20 protein-coding genes are annotated in these 17,826 nt (G+C 64.6%); 8 read left to right on the top strand and 12 right to left on the bottom strand.

Annotated elements, in window-relative coordinates; genetic code table 11:
- Positions 1-50 precede the first annotated feature (50 nt).
- Positions 51-626 (top strand): TetR/AcrR family transcriptional regulator, encoded by a 576-nt coding sequence (locus OG716_RS18875; RefSeq protein ID WP_405138849.1) that lies wholly within the window; start codon positions 51-53, stop codon positions 624-626.
- A gap of 49 nt (positions 627-675) precedes the next feature.
- On the opposite strand, the gene OG716_RS18880 is transcribed toward OG716_RS18875, so the two are convergent.
- Complete coding sequence (locus tag OG716_RS18880; RefSeq protein ID WP_405138850.1) at positions 676-1,212, bottom strand: MFS transporter; 537 nt, start codon at positions 1,210-1,212, stop codon at positions 676-678.
- A gap of 783 nt (positions 1,213-1,995) precedes the next feature.
- Between OG716_RS18880 and OG716_RS18885 the strand changes: the two genes are divergently transcribed.
- Positions 1,996-2,853, top strand: coding sequence for a hypothetical protein (locus tag OG716_RS18885; RefSeq protein ID WP_405138851.1), 858 nt, complete (start codon positions 1,996-1,998; stop codon positions 2,851-2,853).
- 117 nt (positions 2,854-2,970) lie between these two features.
- On the opposite strand, the gene OG716_RS18890 is transcribed toward OG716_RS18885, so the two are convergent.
- Genes OG716_RS18890 through OG716_RS18905 form a run of 4 tightly spaced genes read right to left on the bottom strand, consistent with a single transcriptional unit; the run spans position 2,971 to position 6,733 of the window.
- The gene (locus OG716_RS18890; protein ID WP_405138852.1) at positions 2,971-3,228 is read right to left on the bottom strand and encodes a hypothetical protein; all 258 of its coding nucleotides are present in this window, start codon (positions 3,226-3,228) and stop codon (positions 2,971-2,973) included.
- An 18-nt stretch (positions 3,229-3,246) separates the two neighbouring features.
- Positions 3,247-4,044, bottom strand: coding sequence for a hypothetical protein (locus tag OG716_RS18895; protein ID WP_405138853.1), 798 nt, complete (start codon positions 4,042-4,044; stop codon positions 3,247-3,249).
- Positions 4,045-4,076: 32 nt separating this feature from the next.
- Positions 4,077-6,383, bottom strand: a complete 2,307-nt coding sequence (locus OG716_RS18900) for a hypothetical protein (protein WP_405138854.1) — start codon at positions 6,381-6,383, stop codon at positions 4,077-4,079.
- A gap of 26 nt (positions 6,384-6,409) precedes the next feature.
- A complete protein-coding gene (locus OG716_RS18905; protein ID WP_405138855.1) occupies positions 6,410-6,733 on the bottom strand; it encodes a type VII secretion target in 324 nt (107 codons plus the stop codon).
- 797 nt (positions 6,734-7,530) lie between these two features.
- Between OG716_RS18905 and OG716_RS18910 the strand changes: the two genes are divergently transcribed.
- Positions 7,531-7,755, top strand: coding sequence for a hypothetical protein (locus OG716_RS18910; RefSeq protein WP_405138856.1), 225 nt, complete (start codon positions 7,531-7,533; stop codon positions 7,753-7,755).
- 13 nt (positions 7,756-7,768) lie between these two features.
- On the opposite strand, the gene OG716_RS18915 is transcribed toward OG716_RS18910, so the two are convergent.
- Positions 7,769-8,002 carry a DUF3039 domain-containing protein gene (locus tag OG716_RS18915; protein WP_327145161.1) on the bottom strand — a complete coding sequence of 78 codons (234 nt, stop codon included), beginning with the start codon at positions 8,000-8,002 and terminating at the stop codon, positions 7,769-7,771.
- Between the two features lie 164 nt (positions 8,003-8,166).
- Here OG716_RS18915 and OG716_RS18920 point away from each other — a divergent pair, with 164 nt between their 5' ends.
- The gene (locus OG716_RS18920) at positions 8,167-8,517 is read left to right on the top strand and encodes a DUF3099 domain-containing protein (RefSeq protein ID WP_405139757.1); all 351 of its coding nucleotides are present in this window, start codon (positions 8,167-8,169) and stop codon (positions 8,515-8,517) included.
- Here OG716_RS18920 and OG716_RS18925 read toward each other — a convergent pair.
- A complete protein-coding gene (locus OG716_RS18925) occupies positions 8,488-9,765 on the bottom strand; it encodes an MFS transporter (RefSeq protein WP_405139759.1) in 1,278 nt (425 codons plus the stop codon). The two genes, OG716_RS18920 and OG716_RS18925, sit on opposite strands and share 30 nt — an antisense overlap.
- A gap of 365 nt (positions 9,766-10,130) precedes the next feature.
- Between OG716_RS18925 and OG716_RS18930 the strand changes: the two genes are divergently transcribed.
- Both OG716_RS18930 and OG716_RS18935 read left to right on the top strand, forming a co-directional pair.
- Entirely contained in the window at positions 10,131-11,123 is a 993-nt protein-coding gene (locus tag OG716_RS18930) for a GlxA family transcriptional regulator (RefSeq protein ID WP_405138857.1), read from the top strand.
- Entirely contained in the window at positions 11,120-11,860 is a 741-nt protein-coding gene (locus OG716_RS18935) for a VOC family protein (RefSeq protein ID WP_355121064.1), read from the top strand. Before OG716_RS18930 ends, OG716_RS18935 begins: the two co-directional genes overlap by 4 nt.
- Positions 11,861-11,867: 7 nt before the next feature.
- Here the strand turns inward: OG716_RS18935 and OG716_RS18940 are convergent, their stop codons facing one another.
- From OG716_RS18940 to OG716_RS18960, 5 genes are read right to left on the bottom strand one after another with little or no spacing between them, the layout of a single operon-like run.
- Positions 11,868-12,437: a hypothetical protein gene (locus OG716_RS18940; RefSeq protein ID WP_405138858.1), complete on the bottom strand. Its 570-nt coding sequence runs from the start codon at positions 12,435-12,437 to the stop codon at positions 11,868-11,870.
- Positions 12,437-12,943 carry a F0F1 ATP synthase subunit B gene (locus OG716_RS18945; protein WP_355121068.1) on the bottom strand — a complete coding sequence of 169 codons (507 nt, stop codon included), beginning with the start codon at positions 12,941-12,943 and terminating at the stop codon, positions 12,437-12,439. The genes OG716_RS18940 and OG716_RS18945 overlap by 1 nt, the downstream gene beginning before the upstream one ends.
- Positions 12,944-12,951: 8 nt before the next feature.
- Positions 12,952-13,209 carry a F0F1 ATP synthase subunit C gene (locus OG716_RS18950; protein ID WP_327145156.1) on the bottom strand — a complete coding sequence of 86 codons (258 nt, stop codon included), beginning with the start codon at positions 13,207-13,209 and terminating at the stop codon, positions 12,952-12,954.
- Between the two features lie 42 nt (positions 13,210-13,251).
- Positions 13,252-14,016, bottom strand: a complete 765-nt coding sequence (gene atpB, locus OG716_RS18955) for a F0F1 ATP synthase subunit A (protein WP_405138859.1) — start codon at positions 14,014-14,016, stop codon at positions 13,252-13,254.
- A gap of 26 nt (positions 14,017-14,042) precedes the next feature.
- Positions 14,043-14,423, bottom strand: coding sequence for a hypothetical protein (locus OG716_RS18960; protein WP_355121072.1), 381 nt, complete (start codon positions 14,421-14,423; stop codon positions 14,043-14,045).
- A gap of 360 nt (positions 14,424-14,783) precedes the next feature.
- On the opposite strand from OG716_RS18960, the gene OG716_RS18965 reads away from it, so the two are divergent.
- Positions 14,784-16,319 carry a methyltransferase gene (locus OG716_RS18965; protein ID WP_405138860.1) on the top strand — a complete coding sequence of 512 codons (1,536 nt, stop codon included), beginning with the start codon at positions 14,784-14,786 and terminating at the stop codon, positions 16,317-16,319.
- A 501-nt stretch (positions 16,320-16,820) separates the two neighbouring features.
- Positions 16,821-17,789: a sigma-70 family RNA polymerase sigma factor gene (locus OG716_RS18970; RefSeq protein WP_327145152.1), complete on the top strand. Its 969-nt coding sequence runs from the start codon at positions 16,821-16,823 to the stop codon at positions 17,787-17,789.
- The last annotated feature ends 37 nt before the right edge of the window (positions 17,790-17,826 follow it).

Consider the following 17,826-nt stretch of genomic DNA (forward strand, 5'->3'; position numbering starts at 1 on the left):
GGTACCGCGCTACGATAAGATAGACAACCCTATCTAAAGGAGATCGACAGATGCCCGAGCGCCGCCGCGGAGCCGAACTGGAACAGGCGCTTCTCGACGCGGCCTGGGATGAGCTCACCGATAACGGCTACGCCAGGTTCACCGTCGACGCCGTCGTCAAACGCGCGGGCACCAGCCCGTCCGTCCTCTACCGCCGCTGGTCCGATCGCAATGAACTCATCCGGGCCACGCTCGTCCACATCCTGCGCAAATCCCGCCTCGGCGTCCCCGACACCGGCACCCTGCGCGGCGACGTCCTCACCCTCATGCGCGAGATCAACGCCACCCGCCTCCAACTCTTCCTCGTCATGAGCGTGCAGCTGGCCAGCTACTACCAGGAAACCGGAATCAACCCCAGCGACCCGCGCGACCCGCTCTCCACCGGCCGAAAAGAAGCCGTCGACGTCCTCTTCGACCGCGCCGTAGCCCGTGGCGAGATCGCCCCGGAACACCTCACCGACCGCATCAAATCCCTCCCCTTCGACCTGCTCCGCAACGAATTCCTCACCACCTTCGCGCCCGCCCCCGACCACGTCCTCGAGGAAATCATCGACACGATCTTCCTCCCCCTCCTGCACCACAACTGATCTCACAGCAGCTGCTCGCGGAGACCGAAACACGTTGTCACACTGCGGGTTAGGCGGCAGCTTTCCGCGTGAGCACCGGCGGAGGCGAGGCAGAACCGAGGGCCGTCCCGATCGGGGTGAGGAACGCGGCGGCGACGGCGCGGATCACCAGGAGGGCCACCGTGAGATACAGCGTGCCGGTCAGGGCCGAGGCGTACGGCGCTTTCAGGGAGGCCGGGAGGTGACCCGGTTCGGCGGTGGGCACCGAGTGGGCTGTCATGCGCGCGGTGAGCGGTACCCCGATGCCCGCGCTGCCGAGTACCGAACCGACCTGACGGGTGGTGTTGTAGACGCCCGAGGCCGCCCCCAGCTGCCGCAGCGGCAGGTTCCGCAGCGCGGTCGCGGGAAGCGGCGCCCAGATGCAGGAGCTGGCGATGCCGCAGACCACGGACATCACGCACATCAGCGGAATGGACCCGCGCGGAGTGGCGAGGGTGATGAACCACAGCACCCCGGCCGCGAGCGCGGCGAAGCCGAGCGTCAGTAGATTGCGCGGCGGCAATCTATCCGATAGCTGTTGCCGCGCAAAGGATTCCGAGCCGTACATGGCTTTGAGCGTCTGGTGCGAATCGGGATCGGCGAAGAATCCGAACCGTTTCCCCGTGTACTCGTCAACCTTCCTACGACCAGCTCACCACTGCACCGATCAGCCGAGGCCGCGGCCCTGAACCGATCGCCGCGGATCCTGAAAGGCCCGACATTCTCTTGAGCGATCTGTGGAGCGGCGGCTGGCATACATCCGGCCCGTTCACGGTTGTCGACTCCACCACCGGTTTCGAAAAGTACACGTGCCCAGGCATGGACGGATGGGGCCGGGACTCCGGCCACGACGCCTTCCTGCCCACTCAGATCGTCGAAACCTCTTACTCGGAAAGCAGGGCGGTGCGCGCCTGGAGTCGCGACGACGGCCGACTTGTGCAAACGCAACCCATCACCCGCGGCACTCGAGACTGCCAAGGCACTCCCCTGCGGATCGTGCCCGGAGCGATCCTGGTCATCTGCGTCGGCAGACAAACAGCCGAACTCGCCTCTTACACACCATGATTCGCGCACCACACTGGCGAGTTCGATCGCCGATATCGCGGTTTCTCATACCGATGGCTCCGAAATCCGGCCGGAGGACGACACGCGTTCTACCGAGAACCCCATCGACGCCGCCTGCCGGGAGTGTCCGGCGCGCCTACGATACGACCTGGGCTGACAGGCAGAGGGAGGGTGTCGAATGCGTCGAACTATGTTGAGTGCATTGATCGTGGCAGTCGCCGTGGCGGCTGGATGTGCGCGGGTCGCCGGGGACGCGCAACCGCCGAAAGCGTTCGATCCGTGCACGTTGATCGACATCGGCAAGCTGAAAGCGGACGGCATCCTGAAGTTCGACGAGCTCGGTCCGAGCAGGGACGTCGATCCGGTCGATGGCCGCACCGACTGGTGCCATGCGGGCTTCCGCGGTGGCGCACCGATATCGGTCGGCATCGTTGTGGGCCAGCCCTTCCCGAGCCTCGACGCTCTGCTCCCGAGCTATCTCGAGCAACGCCACCAGGTTTCGGTGGGAGCAGATCACGGCCTCATCGGCGTGAGCTCGATCGGCGGGGACCGCACCCTGGCGCTCCAGCACGGCGACGCTCAACTGCTGCTCACCAACTCGGGGTTGAGCGACATCCTGGGCAAGAAACTGGATGACGCCGGTATGACAGCGGTAGCCCAGGACATGGTCGGCAAACTGCCGCAGTCGATTCCGGACGCGCCTCGCGATGTCCCCGCGCTCTGCGATCAGATTCAAGGTATTCGAACGATCATCGGCCCGGTGACATTGGCACGGGGGCGGGCCGATGCCGTCCTGACCTCATGTGACTTCGTCGGCGGCACGAAACACCTGCTGCTGACGGTGTCGTTCACGAAGATGAACCGCGAATCGGTGGCACAATTCACAACCGACAACAGCCCGGCGAGGCTTTCCCTTATCTCGAATCCTCTCTTTCCGGGCACTCTGTCGCGCGGGCACCGGGACGGCTCGGGCCTGGCGCTCGAGACCATGGTCGACGACCGCATCGTCGTCTCCACCTACTACAACACGCTCTGCTATGACGGCTGCCGCAAGTACGGTGTCATCACGCCCGGCACGACAATCGGCACGGACGACCGCGCACTCATCGCCTCAGCGATCGACCTGGCACGCAGCATGAAATGAGGCGGGGAAAGAACCCCACAGCGCTCACCGCACGGTTGAAAAGCACGATGCGGAAGGCACTCTCGGCCGCCGGACACGGTCCGTCGGCGATAACTTCCGGGTCGATCCGGGACCGGTCTACTCGTCGTCATCCTTGCCCTTGTCGAGGATGGTGAATGGCCGCAGGCGAACAGTGTCAGGTATGACGAGCATGGGCGGCATGTCGTCCCAGCTGTCGACTCGGATGCGTGGCGGTTCCTCGAATATGTGACAGTCCCAATCAGATTCGCGTTTAGCCGGTCGCGTTGGTGCCTCGAGAGCTGGGTTCGGATGCGTATCCTCCGGCGTCGACAGCAGTGCGGCACGCAACTCCGGCGGCAGGTCGTCGAGGCTCATGCGATTTCGCCCTGGCCCTTACGGTTTGGGCGGTTCAACGGTGGTCGCCGCCCAACCGGGATCTGGGTCGAGCGTCGGGAGATGCTTCGGGTAGTAGGTCAGGCTGGTGGTGTTCAGCAGTTCGAGTGGAACCGGATTGTTCGGCAATCCAGCGCACGGGTCTTGATACGGAACGGCCTGAATCCTGCTGCTGTTCACTGTGATCGATTCCACTGACCACTGCCCGAATACGTCAGCGGTTGGGTATCGGGCGGGACCGTGGCCGAGCGCGGTGAGTTTCGACGTGTCGTCCTGCGGGGCGCGAAGCTTCAGCGTGACGGCTTGGGGTACGAGTGCCGGGTCCATTAACGACCTGTAGTTGGGCGTTTGAAAGCTGACAGACAAGCCGTTCAACCACACGCACGCCAAGGCATCCATCGCCCGAGCCGAGGGATCGCCGGATGACTTCTGCAGCGAGACGAGATAGGCGTAGGCGGTGCCATGGACAGGCACCCAGGTATCGAAAGTGCCTGCATCCCAAAGCGTGTAGAGGTTGGGCTCCTTGCTCCTGACAGCTGGGTCGGCGGCGCGGATGTATCCGGGGTAGGTGTACTTGGCGATATCACTTTTGTCGGTCGTCCGGGTGACGGTCGCGATGAACGCGGATTCGATGGTCGCGCGGGTAACGATCGCCGGGTCGGACTCGAGATCAAGTCCAGGCGTGGCGGTCCATCGGTAGGAGAACTGCACATTGTCAGGAAGCTGATACGGCGTCGCCGATTGGTGGTCGTCGGAGCATCCGGCCAGCAGCAGGGCCGCGAAGGCTGCCGCGGTCACGCGGCGAGTGAGTTCACGGTGCAGGCCAGATCTCATTTGTGTTGGACTCCATTCGGTTCGTGTCCGACAGCCCAGCTTTCGTCGTAATTGGCCAGGCCCGGCAGTAGATTCCGCATAGCACTATCGAATTCGGGCAAACTGTCGCCCGGTTCCGTGCCGGCAATCTGCTCGAATGACCTCAGCTTGCCGGTATCCGGGTCGAAATACTTTCCAACGTCCGGGTCGGATCGGAAGTCCCGATGATCGCCTGTTTGGGCCATACCTTCAAGGACGTTGTAATACCGCTGAGAGGGGTTGGCATCCGAGGTTAGATCGACGGTGGCGTGCACGTCGGGCACCGACCCGAGCAACCATGCCTTCACTTCGGGTGTGGACGCCTTCAGCTCCAACTCCACCGCACTTCCGATGAGGGGAATTTGTTTGGCCGTAAAGGTCGCGCCTTCCCTGGCCGAATCGAAGATCATCGTTTCAGCCTTCAGCGTATCGGCTGCTTGGAGTCCTCTGGTCTTGAGTTCGAATTGCATGCCGTCCCGGGCCCCCGCATCGATCTTTCCAGCCCATTCAGCGAACCTGTAGTCGTGTGCGCCGGTTGTCCCGAACTCTTGATTCAGCTGCGAGACAGCTGCATAGGCTGAAGAGTTGAACTGGGTCGCAGCCGCCTGGTTGGAGTCGACCACCGCGAATATGTTCTTCAACTGCTCCGAATTGATGTCGTGGTTGAATCCGCTCGTGTGCAGGAGATCTGGGCCGACCTTCACCATATCTGGAATGTAGGGCGACAGGGTGGATGCCAGTGCCTGGGTCATCCCGGGGTTGGCGACGCCGAGTTCCTTCGGCCCGGTCAGGGTATTGATGTGCAGCAGGTCGTCTCCGTGCTGACCGACATAGCTGGCCAGCGCGTGCACCGAAGCACCGGACTCCGTCCGCAGGGTGGCATTGGTGGGGTCGGTAGCGAATTGGCCCGCAGTGGTGATGACCTTCGAGATGCCGGCGTCGTGTCCGCCCCAATCGTGATGGATCACATCGGCGATATGCGACTCGACGTCGTAATGTCCGCCTGGGGAGACGGTGACATCCATGCGGTGGGTGCCGTCGGGCAGGGTGGGTCCGCCGGTCAAGAAGTCGTTGACGGCAGTGTTGTCGATCCCGGCGCGACTCAACAACATGTCGGCCACCGAGCTCGGCGTATCGCTGGAATTGCCGTAGATGTGCTGCGCGTTGCTGCCCGCGATCTCCGCACCTTGTTTGAGCAGGCCGCGATCGATATCGGTGCCGCGGGCCAGCTGCCAGTCACCCTTGCCCAATAGGTCGTTCAACGCCTTGAAATCGTTCAGGCGCGGCACCTCGATCGAGGCGCCCGCAGTATCCGAACGCTCCAGACTCTTGTATTTTTGGGGATTGTCGGTCAGCAGAGTTCGGACCTGGGTAGGCAGCACCGCCATGCCACCGTGATCGGTTCGCTCGGCCTGTCCCCCATCCTCACCGCCGCCGCTGGTGCCGATCTGCGGGTTGGACATCATCTGCAGTGCGTCGGCGATTCCAGCCCGAACGGTCTGCTGTTGACTCGGCGGCAGGTTGTCGGCGAGGTGGTCGATCTGCTCGACGCTGGAGCCGTCGAGATCGCGCATGACCTCACGCGCGTAGTCGAATTGGCCCTGGGGGATGTTGACCTGTCTGCCGTTGAGCAGATCGTCGAGCTGCTGGCCGGTCAGGTGGGTGGCAGCTTGGAGGCGCGCGAGTTGTTCCGGTGTGGCCTGGCCCTTTTCGAATGCCGCCAGGTCGGAATCGGCGAGCGAGGGGCTCAGCCCCGCCGAGGCCGGGGCGAGCGTGGCCATGTCGGAGACCGCCTTGCCGATCGCTTGGGCGCAGGAGTCGTCGTCGGCGCCGTAGCTGGCTGCCAGCCGTTGCAGCGCGACCGTCTGATTGGCGGCCTCGTCGGAACGGTCGGTCTGATATTTGGTGAGTCGGTCAGTCGCGGGCTGGTCGCCTTTCGCTATCGCGAACCCGGCCGCGTAATTGAGCTTGTCGGTGACCGACCAGTCGTCAGCGATCCCGTAGAAGTTGTTGCGCAACCAGGTCAGCGATGTTCTCAGCGTGTCCAGGGTCGGCGACATCGTGGCCTGCGCAGTACGGCACACGGTGGTCAGGTCCTCGAATGCAGTTGCCAGGGTGCGCATTTGCTGCCGCTCGCTGCCGGCGCGGTGTTCCGCGCCCTTGCGTCCTTCGCCGGACCAGTTCATGCCGTCGATACAGCGGTCCAGGTCATCGGCCGTATCGCGGAGCGTGGTCGCGATCGACTCGGCCCGGGTGGCGACCTCATCGAGATCCAGCACGATCACATCGACCTGTTTCGGGGTCGGGATCGTCACGCCGGCGCCACACCTGAGTTCAAATCCCCGATCGCGTCGAACCGGGCCGCCGAATCCATATCGGTGCCGTGATACTCATCGGCAGAGGTGCGGAAAATTGATGCGACTTCCTGGTACCGACCAGTCGCGACCGTAACCGCCTTCTTCATGGCCGGGTCCACGGTATGCAGGGCCGCGGCGATGGCGGGACCACCCCGCAGCACCCCGGCGACGGTGTCGACAAGCGGTTCCCCATCACGTACGGGCGCTTTGCCGACTTTGTCGGCGAAGCCGTCGACGGTCGCGGCGGCCTTCCGCAGTTCCTCCGGCGACACCTGCATGTCATCCCCCGTTCGAATCCTGTACGCCCACTGCCATATTCGGTAAAGAACGCACCCCTGCGGAACCGGTTGAACGATAACACGCGAAATCTTCCCCGCTGGGGAGCTCAGACCGCAGCGAAGAGGACCGGTGGAGGTTCGATCGATCCTGACACCGGCCCGGCAGGTTGGATAGACAGCGAGCGTTCAGTACACAACCGGTTTTGTTAAGTGCTGCACGGGTTTTCCGTTCGCCGTTAGATGCGTGTCCACTCCAGGGTCAGCGGCGGGCATTCCATCATGCCGACCGCCACATTGCCGCGCATCGGCCGTTGTTCAGTGTCGATGGCGCTGACACTGAACAACGAGAAGCGAACAACTCCGCAGCCCAGTCGGGGCCGAGGACTTTCAGGGTTTGGTTGCCCCAGTCAAGAATGTTGGCATGCCGGCCGTCGACCACGAGTGCGGCGGCGATTTGTCGGCACCTCGGACTACCGCCGCCTTGCATCTGCTCGAGCGCCGATGGATGGTGGTCGCGACGCCGCAGATCCTCGTTACCTGCGACGAGCCGGTCGTCATCGTCGGCGGGCCGGGCTCGCCCCGTGGCGAGCATTGCCGGTGTCTGGTCGCGGGGATGGTGATGTTTCCGCTCAGCCCCTCGCGCCTGCCGGTACTGCTACATCCCGACATGGATCCGCTGGGGCCGCCGATCTTCGACCTCAGCGAAGATTGCGTCCACGAAGATCTACCAATCGGGTCTCGGCCGGAAGCGAAATCTCAGCTTCCATACCTTCCGACTGTCGGACCTGCGGGACACAGTGGCCACCCATATCGCCATGGTCACCGGCCACGACGAACGGGTCAGTGCCCAGTTGGGGCACATGGACGGCGGCAAGTCGATGACTCAGTGCCACTACATCCATCAGGGCATTCGCCACGTGGTGGACGTGGACAACGCCGACGTGCTGGAATTGCTGAACCCGTTCAAAATGGCACCAAACTCGCACACTGCGACCTTAGTTCAGCAGTCCAAAACCCGCTGACCAGCGGAAACAGCTAGTCCTTCTTCATCATCTCGTACACGCGCTTGCACTCTTCGCAGACTGGGGAGCCGGGCTTGGCCGAACGGGTCACCGGGAAGACCTCGCCACACAGGGCCTGCACGAAGGTGCCCATGACGGCGCTTTCGGCGATCTTGTTCTTCTTCACGTAGTGGAAGAATTTGGGGGTGTCGTTGTCCGTCGACTCGTCTGTGGTCGTCTCCGGACGTACCAGGGTGTCTGTGCTCACGCACTCCATAATGCCAGGCCTCGCGGGCGAGGCAACCGACATGTGCATTCGACGGGCGGTAGTGCAAGACTCGAAGTATGCAGCGTGATGGGGATTCAGACGCCGGCGTCGGCGGCGGCGGCGATCGCCCCGAGGTCGAATTCCGTCCAGCCGGTTCGAATCCCATGCCGGAGCGCAAACCCGCGGGCTTCTTCCGGGGTGAGAAGGAACAGCCCACGCTGATCACCGAGGCCGCGGTCTCACTGGAACAGCAGCATCACAATCGGGTCCGCCGGTACACGATCATCATGGCGTTCCGCATTCCCTGCCTGGTGCTCTCGGCCGTCGCCTACAGCATCTGGGGCAACTGGGTCATCTCGATGCTGATCATCGGCGTCTCCATTCCGCTGCCGTGGATCGCCGTGCTCGGCGCCAATGACCGGCCGCCGCGCAGCAAGGACGAGCCCAGCCGCTGGGACGGCCGGCGCAATCAGAAGGCGCTCGACTCACGCCCGCACAAAGCCATCGACGGCTGACGGCTCCACCCGCTTACGTCGAATACTCGCCGACATGAGCGCGGCGAAACCGCAGAGCCCGCCCGCGATGTACCAGGCCAGGGTGTAGCTGCCCCGCATATCCCGGATGATGCCCGCGCCGACGGCCGCGATCGCCGCACCGACCTGATGCGAGGCGAAGACCCAGCCGAAGGCGACCGGTCCGTCCGCGCCGAAGTGCTCGCGGCACAGGGCGACCGTGGGCGGCACGGTGGCGATCCAGTCCAGGCCGTAGAAGACCACGAACGCCCACATGCTCGGTTGCACATCGGGCCCGAACAGGTTCGGCAGGATCAGCAGCGAAACCCCGCGCAGTGAGAAGTACGCCACCAGCAGATACCGCGAGTCGACCCGATCGGTGAACCAGCCCGAGGCGATGGTCCCCGCCACATCGAACAGCCCGACCAGCGCGAGCAACCCGGCGGCCGTGGTGGCCGGCATACCGTGATCGTGCGCGGCACTGACAAAATGCGTGCCGACCAGACCATTGGTGGACGCACCGCAAATCGCGAAACCGCCTGCCAGCAACCAGAATACGGGCTTACGGACCACGGTGAACAGCACGCCGAGCGCACGTCCGGCCCCGCCCACGGCCGCGGTGCGCACGCCGACCACGCTGCCGGCCTCGGCGCCGTACGCGGTGACGCCCACATCACTCGGGAAGTCGCGAATGAACAGCAGCACCAGCGGCACCACCACCAGCGCGGCGCCCGCCACCAGGAGCGCCGGTGTCCGCCAGCCGTGATCACCGGCGAGCCGGGCGATCAGCGGCAGAAAGACCAGCTGCCCGGCAGCGCCCGCAGCGGTGAGCACACCGGTCACCAGCCCGCGCTGACGCACGAACCAGCGGCCGGTAATGGTCGCGACGAACGGCATCGACATGGACCCTGTCCCGATGCCGACCAGCAGCCCCCAGGTGGCCATCAATTGCCACGGCTGCGTCATGAAGACGGTGAGCCCACTCCCCGCGGCAATGAGCAGCAGCGCACTCGCCACCACCACACGAATCCCGAACCGGTCCATGAGCGCCGCGGCAAACGGCGAAATCAGCCCATAGAGCAGCACATTCACCGAAACCGCCGCACCGATGGTCCCGTGTGACCAGCCGAATTCGTCATGCAGCGGCTCCATGAGCACCCCGGGCACCGACCGGAACGCGGCCGCACCGATCAGCGCGACAAATCCCACAGCCGCGACAATCCACGCCGGATGCAGCCGGCCTCCGACCATCCCCCAGGACGATGTCGGCGCACCGGGCACTGATTCCGTCGCGGGCCGTGCCGCTCCGGAGTCCGCACTCCGGTCCGACGCCCTGATGGCCTCCAGCCGCTCCATCGCTCCACCATCCGGTTGCCGCGGCGGTTCACCAGTCCCGTCGAGCTGCGGCCCGGCAACCGCATCGGCCTGCGGCCCGCCCGCCGCTCCATCTGCTGCGGTGCCACGCGAAGCGGCTGTGCCGGAGGTCAATTCGATGACGGGATCGGTACCGATTTCACTCACCGCTGAAGCGTGCCGGAATTCGCACTCGCGCACGAGTGGCCTGACTGACACAATGCGTCAAGATCTGGCCAACGTATTTGGAGAGGGGGTAGCCGATGCCCACGCCTCATCTGGTGGCCGTGCTCGCGCTGGAACCCGTTGTCGGATTCGATATGACGATCCCGCCCATGGTGCTCGGCTCGGCGGTCGACGACGCCGGACACCCGCTGTACGAGGTGCACGTCTGCGGGGCACATCCCCGCGGTATCGCCACCACGACGGGTTTCACCATCGTTCCGGAATGCGGGCCGGAGCTACTGGCCCGCGCGGATACCGTGATCGTGCCCGGCACCCGGATATCGGGACCGCGCACCCAGGGCGTGCTGCCACCGGAACTGGCGCCCGTGCTGGCCATGATCCGGCCGGACGCGCGGATCGTCTCGATCTGCACCGGCGCTTTCGTACTCGGCGCGGCGGGCCTGCTGGACGGACGGCGCGCGACCACCCACTGGCAGTTCGCGGAGATGTTCCGATCGCTCTATCCGGCTGTGCTGCTGGATGAGAACCTGCTCTTCGTCGAGGACGGAAACGTCTGGACCGCAGCCGGTCTCGCGTCCGGCATCGATCTGTGCCTGCATCTGATCCGTACCGATCACGGCAGCGCTGCCGCCAACCGGGTGGCCCGCTACTGCGTGGTGCCGCCGTGGCGCGAGGGCGGTCAGTCCCAGTTCATCGAACAGCCCATTCCCGAACCGGGCGCCGAGGGCACCGCGCCGACCCGCATGTGGGCGCTGCACCATCTCGACCGCGAGTTGGACCTCAATTCCCTTGCCGCGCACGCCTGTATGAGTGTCCGCACCTTCACTCGGCGCTTCAAGGCCGAGACCGGTATGGCGCCCGGCGCCTGGGTACTGCAGCAGCGACTGCGGCATGCCCGGCATCTACTGGAGACCACCCGGCTGGCAATCGACGAGGTGGCGCGGGCGGCCGGCATGGGGACCGCCGCCTCGCTGCGCCATCACATGCGCTCCGAACTCGGCGTACCGCCGCTGGCGTATCGCAAGACCTTTCGCGAAGATTGGAAGCGGGACCAATGGGAGAAAGCATGATTCGGTGGCTCTGGGCCTTCATCGACCGACCCGCGGCGCAGTTCGGGGCGAGCACCGAATTCTGGACCACGGTCACCGGCACCACACTGTCGCCGACCCGGGGTGAGCACGACGAATTCGTCACGCTGCTACCGGATTACGGTGCGCCCACCGTGAAAATGCAGACCATCGACGGCGAGTCGCGCGTACACCTCGATCTCGACGTCGACGATGTCGTGGAGGCCACCGAGCGCGCGGTGCGGCTCGGCGCCACACTGGTCGGGGATTACATCCTGACCGAGCGCATCGGTTATGCCGTCCTGCGGTCCCCGCACGGAATGACCTTCTGCTTCACACCTTTTCGCGACGGTGCGGGCGCACTCGCACCCACGGTCACCGGACCCGAAGGTGATCGCAGCCGGCTGGATCAGGTATGCCTGGATATCGGCGCGTCCGATTACGGCACCGAGGCGCGCTTCTGGGCCGATCTGACCGGCTGGGCCTGGCGGCCCGGCAGTCTGCCGGAGTTCGCCCGCCTCTCGGCCCGGCCCGGCGTGCCGATCGATCTGCTGCTGCAGCGGCTCGGCGAGGACCGGCCCACCGCCGCGCACCTGGATCTGGCCTGCACCGATATCGAAGTCACCGCCGCCTGGCACGAAAAGCTGGGCGCGCGCCGGGTCGATCGGGGCAGCCGGTGGCTGGTCATGACAGATCCGGCCGGTCAGACATATTGTCTGACCGGCCGGGAACCCGCCTGAGCTGCTGTCAGTTGGCGCCGGTCTGCGGCTGCTGCCGCGCCGCCGGAGCCGAATTGGCCAGCATTTCGAGATCGTCGAGGAAACGCTCGATGCTCTCGGATCTGGCCTGCGGTGTGCCGACCTGCTCACGCACCTTTTCCTCGGTGAGGGCGAGCATGGCGGCCGACAGGTCGGCCTCCAGATCGCGCATCATCTGCCTGCGGAACTGCAGGATCTGATCACGGCCGACACGGCGGACACGTTCGACCTCCGCGGTGGCCGCCTCGCGCATCTGCGCAATGATGCGGTCGGCATCGGCGCGGGCTTCCTCGCGCATACGCTCGAGTTCGGCCTGCGCCTCGGCGACCGCGCTGTCGTAGGCGGTTTTGGCCGCGGTCAAACGCTCCGCTGCCGCTTCGCTCTCTTCGAGCTGCCGCCTGATGGTGTCCTGTGCCTTGTTCATCATCTTCTTCACGAAGGGGAGCAGGTATTTCACGAAAAGCCAGATGATAACGATGAAACCGAATAGCTGACTGAAGAAGACGGGCCAGTCGAAGGTGATGTTGTAGCCTTCGGCGAGCACGCCGGTCGTTGGCATCAGGGCGTCCCCCGTCCTCTCTGATTTCCGGCACTGGACCGGGGACGATTCTTGACGCCGAGCATGCGATCAGCCAGATTCTGGGCCAGCGGTTCGACGGATTCACGGAGTTCGGCAGCAACCTGATCAGCCTCGGCACGCAGTTGTGCCGTGGATTCCGCGACGATGTGATCGGCCTCGCGCTGGGCCTCGCCGCGCAGCTCCTCGAGAATCTCCCGGCCTTGCGCCCGTGCGTCATTGCGGATTTCCGCCGCTTCCGCGCGGGCCTTGTCGAGGGCCGTCTGATAGCGGTCCTCGGCCTCGGTGAATATCTCGGTCGCCGACTTACTGATCTTCGCCGTCTCCTCGACCCGCGCCTCCCGTTCCGCCAGCACCTTTCGGATCGGCGGAACAACGAAAATCCAGATGACTCCGAGCACGATCAGGAAGATCGCGAGCTCAACGAAGAAGGTGCCATTGGGGATCAGGAAGTTCCCCGCGGCCTCCACATCTGTTCTCGGAGACATGATTTCGTCTACTTACCGGGAGTCGCGAAGACGAAGAGCGCCATGAACGCCAGGTTGATGAAGTAGGCCGCCTCGACCAGACCGACGGTCAGGAAGAAGTTACCGCGCAACTTGCCTTCGGCCTCGGGCTGCCGGGTGACGCCATTGATCAGCGCGGCGCCGGCGAGACCGTCACCGATTCCCGCACCGATGGCACCGCCCGCCAGAATGATGCCGCCGCCGATGAGAGCGCCCTGGACGATACTCGCGGTTGCTGGATCTGCCATTTTTCACTTCCTTTTGAGATTGCCACCGAACAGCGGTGCCGATCAGTGATTTTCACTCTCCAGCGACATCGACTGGCTGAAGTAGAGAACGGTCAGCAGGGAGAAGATGAATGCCTGGATGGCGCCGACGAAGAGGTCGAACATCTTCCAGATGGCATTCGGGCCCCAGCTGATCCAGAAGGGGAACAGCGTGATCACCGAAATCATCACACCGCCGGCGAACATATTGCCGAAGAGTCGCAGAGAGAGCGACAGCGGTTTGGCGACTTCCTCGATCACATTGATGAAGATCATGCCCCAACCGGCATGGCCCTTGAGCGTCTGCTTGAGGTGATTCGCCGGACCACGCCGCCAGATACCGGCGGCCTGATAGGCGATGAACACGAACAGCGCCAAGGCATAGACGAAGTTGACATCCGAGGCCGGAGGCGCAATCAATTCACCCGAGCCGTACTGGACCGGCAGCACCGACAACCAGTTGGAGAGCAGAATGAAGGTGAAGAGGGTGACGGCCAGGGGCAGCGCGAACGGCGCGACCTTCATGCCGATGGCGCCCTCGACCTGATTGCGCATCTGGACCGTGACGGACTCGAAGAACAACTGCACACCGTTGGGGACGCCCGAGGTTATCTTGACCCGCAGGTAGAAGGCCAGACCGAGCACAATGAGCGCGGCAACGGAGGTCGACACAATGGTGTCGATATTGAAGTCCAGGCCGAAGAAGTGCGCGGTGACATGGTCACCAACATGAATCTTCGACGGCGCCGCTGGAGCATCTTCGGCGCTCAGGGTCACATTTCCGGTCATCTGGGCAATCGAAGCGACGGAATGGCTCATGGCTGCTGTCGAAGGCCTTTCACTTCGGGCACCACCGTGTGGAGCACAAGAATCAATTGAAAGACGGCCAACCCGAAGAAGATACCGACACCGTACGGACGCGTGAAGAACGCGACGACTATCGACAGGCCCGTCAGTATGAGCAATCGCGCCGCAGAAGAGAGCGCGAGCTTCTGTTTGCTAGGAGTTTCCGCATCGGTGATGCGAACAATAGACATCCACGTTATTTGCGCATTGATCCCACCGAGTGCCAGTCCGGCGCACATGAATACGCCGAGCATCAATCGATCAAGCGCACCGGTGGCCATCAGAGCCAGTACGCCGAAGGCGATTGCAATTGCCGCCGCCCGCCGCATCCGGAGCCTGTTGACGTCCACTAATCGACACCGCCTCGCCCTCAATCCCACCTCGTAGTGGGGCTGTGCATGATCAGTAGCATACACAGACGAACCCCGTTGCGTAGCAGTATTTTTGATCTTCAAAATGTTGATCTTGAAATGACAGAACGCCTTTCAGCGACATTTCAGCGACCATTCTTCTATATCGGTGCCGCGCAGCATTTTACGCTCTGGTCCTGGTCAAGGACCACGGTTCCATTCAGAATCAACACAGTTCGTCGTGCACCCTCGACAACACGGCCCACAGACAGTTCGGGGCGAACGCTATGGGGCTGGACGCCGGACCGAACCGGGACCACTGCGAGGTACCGAACGGTCGCGATGGCAGAGTTCGATGCCATGCCGACGAATCGATCCCTCGACCAGCGCTCGACGACCGCCTCGTCCCTGCTCGCCGACCTCGCCCCGGACCTGCGCACCGCGCTGACCCGGGTCGGATACGGCTCCGACAATCTTGTTGCGGCACTCGGGGACGCGGCGCACGCGGCGCTGTGGCGCTCCGAGCCGGTGCCGGTACGCCGCGCGGCCCGCGACGCCGGAGAACTCGGCACGCTCATTCGCCTGCTGCTACTCGGTGATCCCATGCCCGAGCGCGAGGTGGCCGCCGCGCTGGCGCCGGTGGATACAGAGCGTGCGATCGCCGCCGGACTCCTCGAACGCGACGGCGACGAAATACGCGCGGCCCTGGACCTGCGCCCGCTCGATCTCGGCGAGGGCACCCGCTGGGTCCTGTCGGACCTCGACGACTCCATGCGCCGGCGCACCCTCGACGCCGATCACGTCCTCGGCGTGGGTCAGGCGTCACTGTCGCTGCTGCGCGCCACCCCGACCCGTCCGGTCGGCACCGTGCTCGACCTCGGCACCGGCTGCGGTGTGCAGGCCATTCACGCGAAGTCCTACGGGCGCACCGTCACCGGCACCGATGTGAACGCGCGCGCCCTGTGGCTGGCCGCGGCCACCGCCGCGCTCAATGATCTGGATATCGAGCTGTGCGAGGGCTCCTGGTTCGAACCGGTCGCCGGACGCCGCTTCGATCAGGTGGTCGCCAATCCCCCGTTCGTGGTCGGCCCGGCACGTGTCGAGCACACCTACCGGGACTCCGGACTGGCGCTGGACGGTGCGAGCGAACTCGTCATCTCCGGCATTCCGGACATGCTCAATCCCGGTGGCACCGCGGCACTGCTGGCCTCCTGGGTCCATATCAATGGACAGGACTGGCGCTCGCGCGTCGCGAGCTGGCTGCCCGACCACGGCATCGACGCCTGGATAGTGCAGCGCGACATCGCCGATCCGGCCCTGTATGTCGGAACCTGGCTGCGCGACGCCGGATTGGATCCGCGCGAGCCCGCGGCACAGGCCCGTGCCGAACGGTGGCTGGAAGCCTTCGCCGCCGCGGAGGTCGACGGCATCGGATTCGGTGTCGTCTATATGCGCGATATAGACGGACCCACCGAAATGCTCGCCGAGGACCTCACACATCCCTTCGAGGATCCGCTGGGGCAGGAGACCCATCGCTACTTCGAGCGCTCGGCATGGCTGCGCGCCGTCGCCACCGATCCGGGCCTCGTCCTGTCCTCGCGCTTCGAGGTTGATCCGGCCACCGCACTGGAGCGGGTCTCGCTGCCGAGCACGGAGGGTTGGCAGCAGCGGGTCGCACGGCTGCACCGGGGCGACGGACCGCTCTGGCAGCACGAGGTGGACGACACCACGGCGGCGCTGCTGGCCGGTATGCGCCCGGACGGACTGCCGCTGAGCGAGCTGGTGGAATTGCTGTCCTTCAGCGATACCGGCGACGCGGCCACTCCCGAATTCGAATCGGCGGTGCTGGGTGTGGTGGTCAGCCTGGTTCGCCACGGGCTGATCCATCCGCGCTGAGTTCCCTCTCCCCCCGCACTGCGTTCCTCCGCGCCGCAGTGCATTCCTCCGCGCCGCACTGCGTTCCTCCGCGCCGCACCTCCCCTCGGCCGCCGGGCATCCCTGCCCGGCGGCCGAGTCGTTTCCGGGCCGTGACCTGGCGTTTATCTTCATAAAGTGAGCTATCTCATGTTTCGAACGCCGCCGGCGGGTACCTCGAGGAGGCCGCCGAACCGCACAGCACCGGAACATCCGCTCGAACGAACGCCGGCAATGCAAGGCCCGTACACACGTATTCGGTTGCCGCGCTCCGAAGTTCGACGCCGAAGGCGGCAACTCACCGGACATCGACAGCCGCCGGCCGGAGGCGCGCGTTCCCCAGTACGCACGCTTCTCAGGAACTTCTCAGCCGTGGGTCGCAAAAACCGCAGCTCAGATACGGTTTATGTCCGCCGTTGCGGGGAACTTTCCTGATGTCGGGCCCGTTGTACGGAGCGAGACACCACCGACAGGAGGCAAGTCATGACAAGCCCCGCCACCACTGACGTGCGCATCAGCGAACAGGACCTCGACGCCGCAAGCCCCGCCGCCGACTTGGTACGCGTGTACCTGAACGGAATCGGCAAAACGGCGCTGCTCACGGCTGCCGACGAGGTCGAGCTGGCCAAGCGCATCGAGGCGGGCCTCTACGCTCAGCACCTGCTGGAGACGACCAAACGACTGTCCGCGCCCAAGAAGAAGGATCTCGCGATCCTCGTGCGCGAAGGTCAGTCGGCTCGCCAGCACCTGCTCGAAGCCAACCTGCGCCTCGTGGTTTCTCTGGCCAAGCGGTACACCGGCCGCGGCATGCCGCTGCTGGACCTGATCCAAGAGGGCAATCTTGGTCTGATCCGCGCCATGGAGAAGTTCGACTACACCAAGGGCTTCAAGTTCTCGACGTACGCCACCTGGTGGATTCGTCAGGCGATCACCCGCGGTATGGCCGACCAGAGTCGCACCATCCGGCTTCCCGTCCACCTCGTCGAGCAGGTCAACAAGCTGGCCCGCATCAAGCGCGAACTGCATCAGCAGCTCGGCCGCGAGGCCACCGACGCGGAGCTCGCCCACGAGTCCGGTATTCCGCAAGAGAAGATCGCCGATCTGCTCGACCACAGCCGCGACCCGGTGAGCCTGGATATGCCGGTGGGCAATGACGAAGAGGCCCCCCTCGGCGATTTCATCGAGGATTCCGAAGCCACCTCGGCCGAGAACGCCGTCATCGCCGGCTTCCTGCACCGTGACGTCCGCGTGGTCCTGACCACCCTGGACGAGCGCGAACAGCAGGTCATCCGCCTGCGCTACGGCCTCGACGACGGCCAGCCCCGCACCCTCGACCAGATCGGCAAGATCTTCGGCCTCTCGCGCGAGCGGGTCCGTCAGATCGAACGCGAGGTCATGTCCAAGCTCCGCAAGGGCGAGCGCGCCGACCGCCTCCGCGCCTACGCCAGCTGAGTACCCCCAGCGGCCGACCGAATTCCGGTCGGCCGCT

This window comes from Nocardia sp. NBC_01388, assembly GCF_045040085.1.
Lineage (GTDB): Bacteria > Actinomycetota > Actinomycetes > Mycobacteriales > Mycobacteriaceae > Nocardia.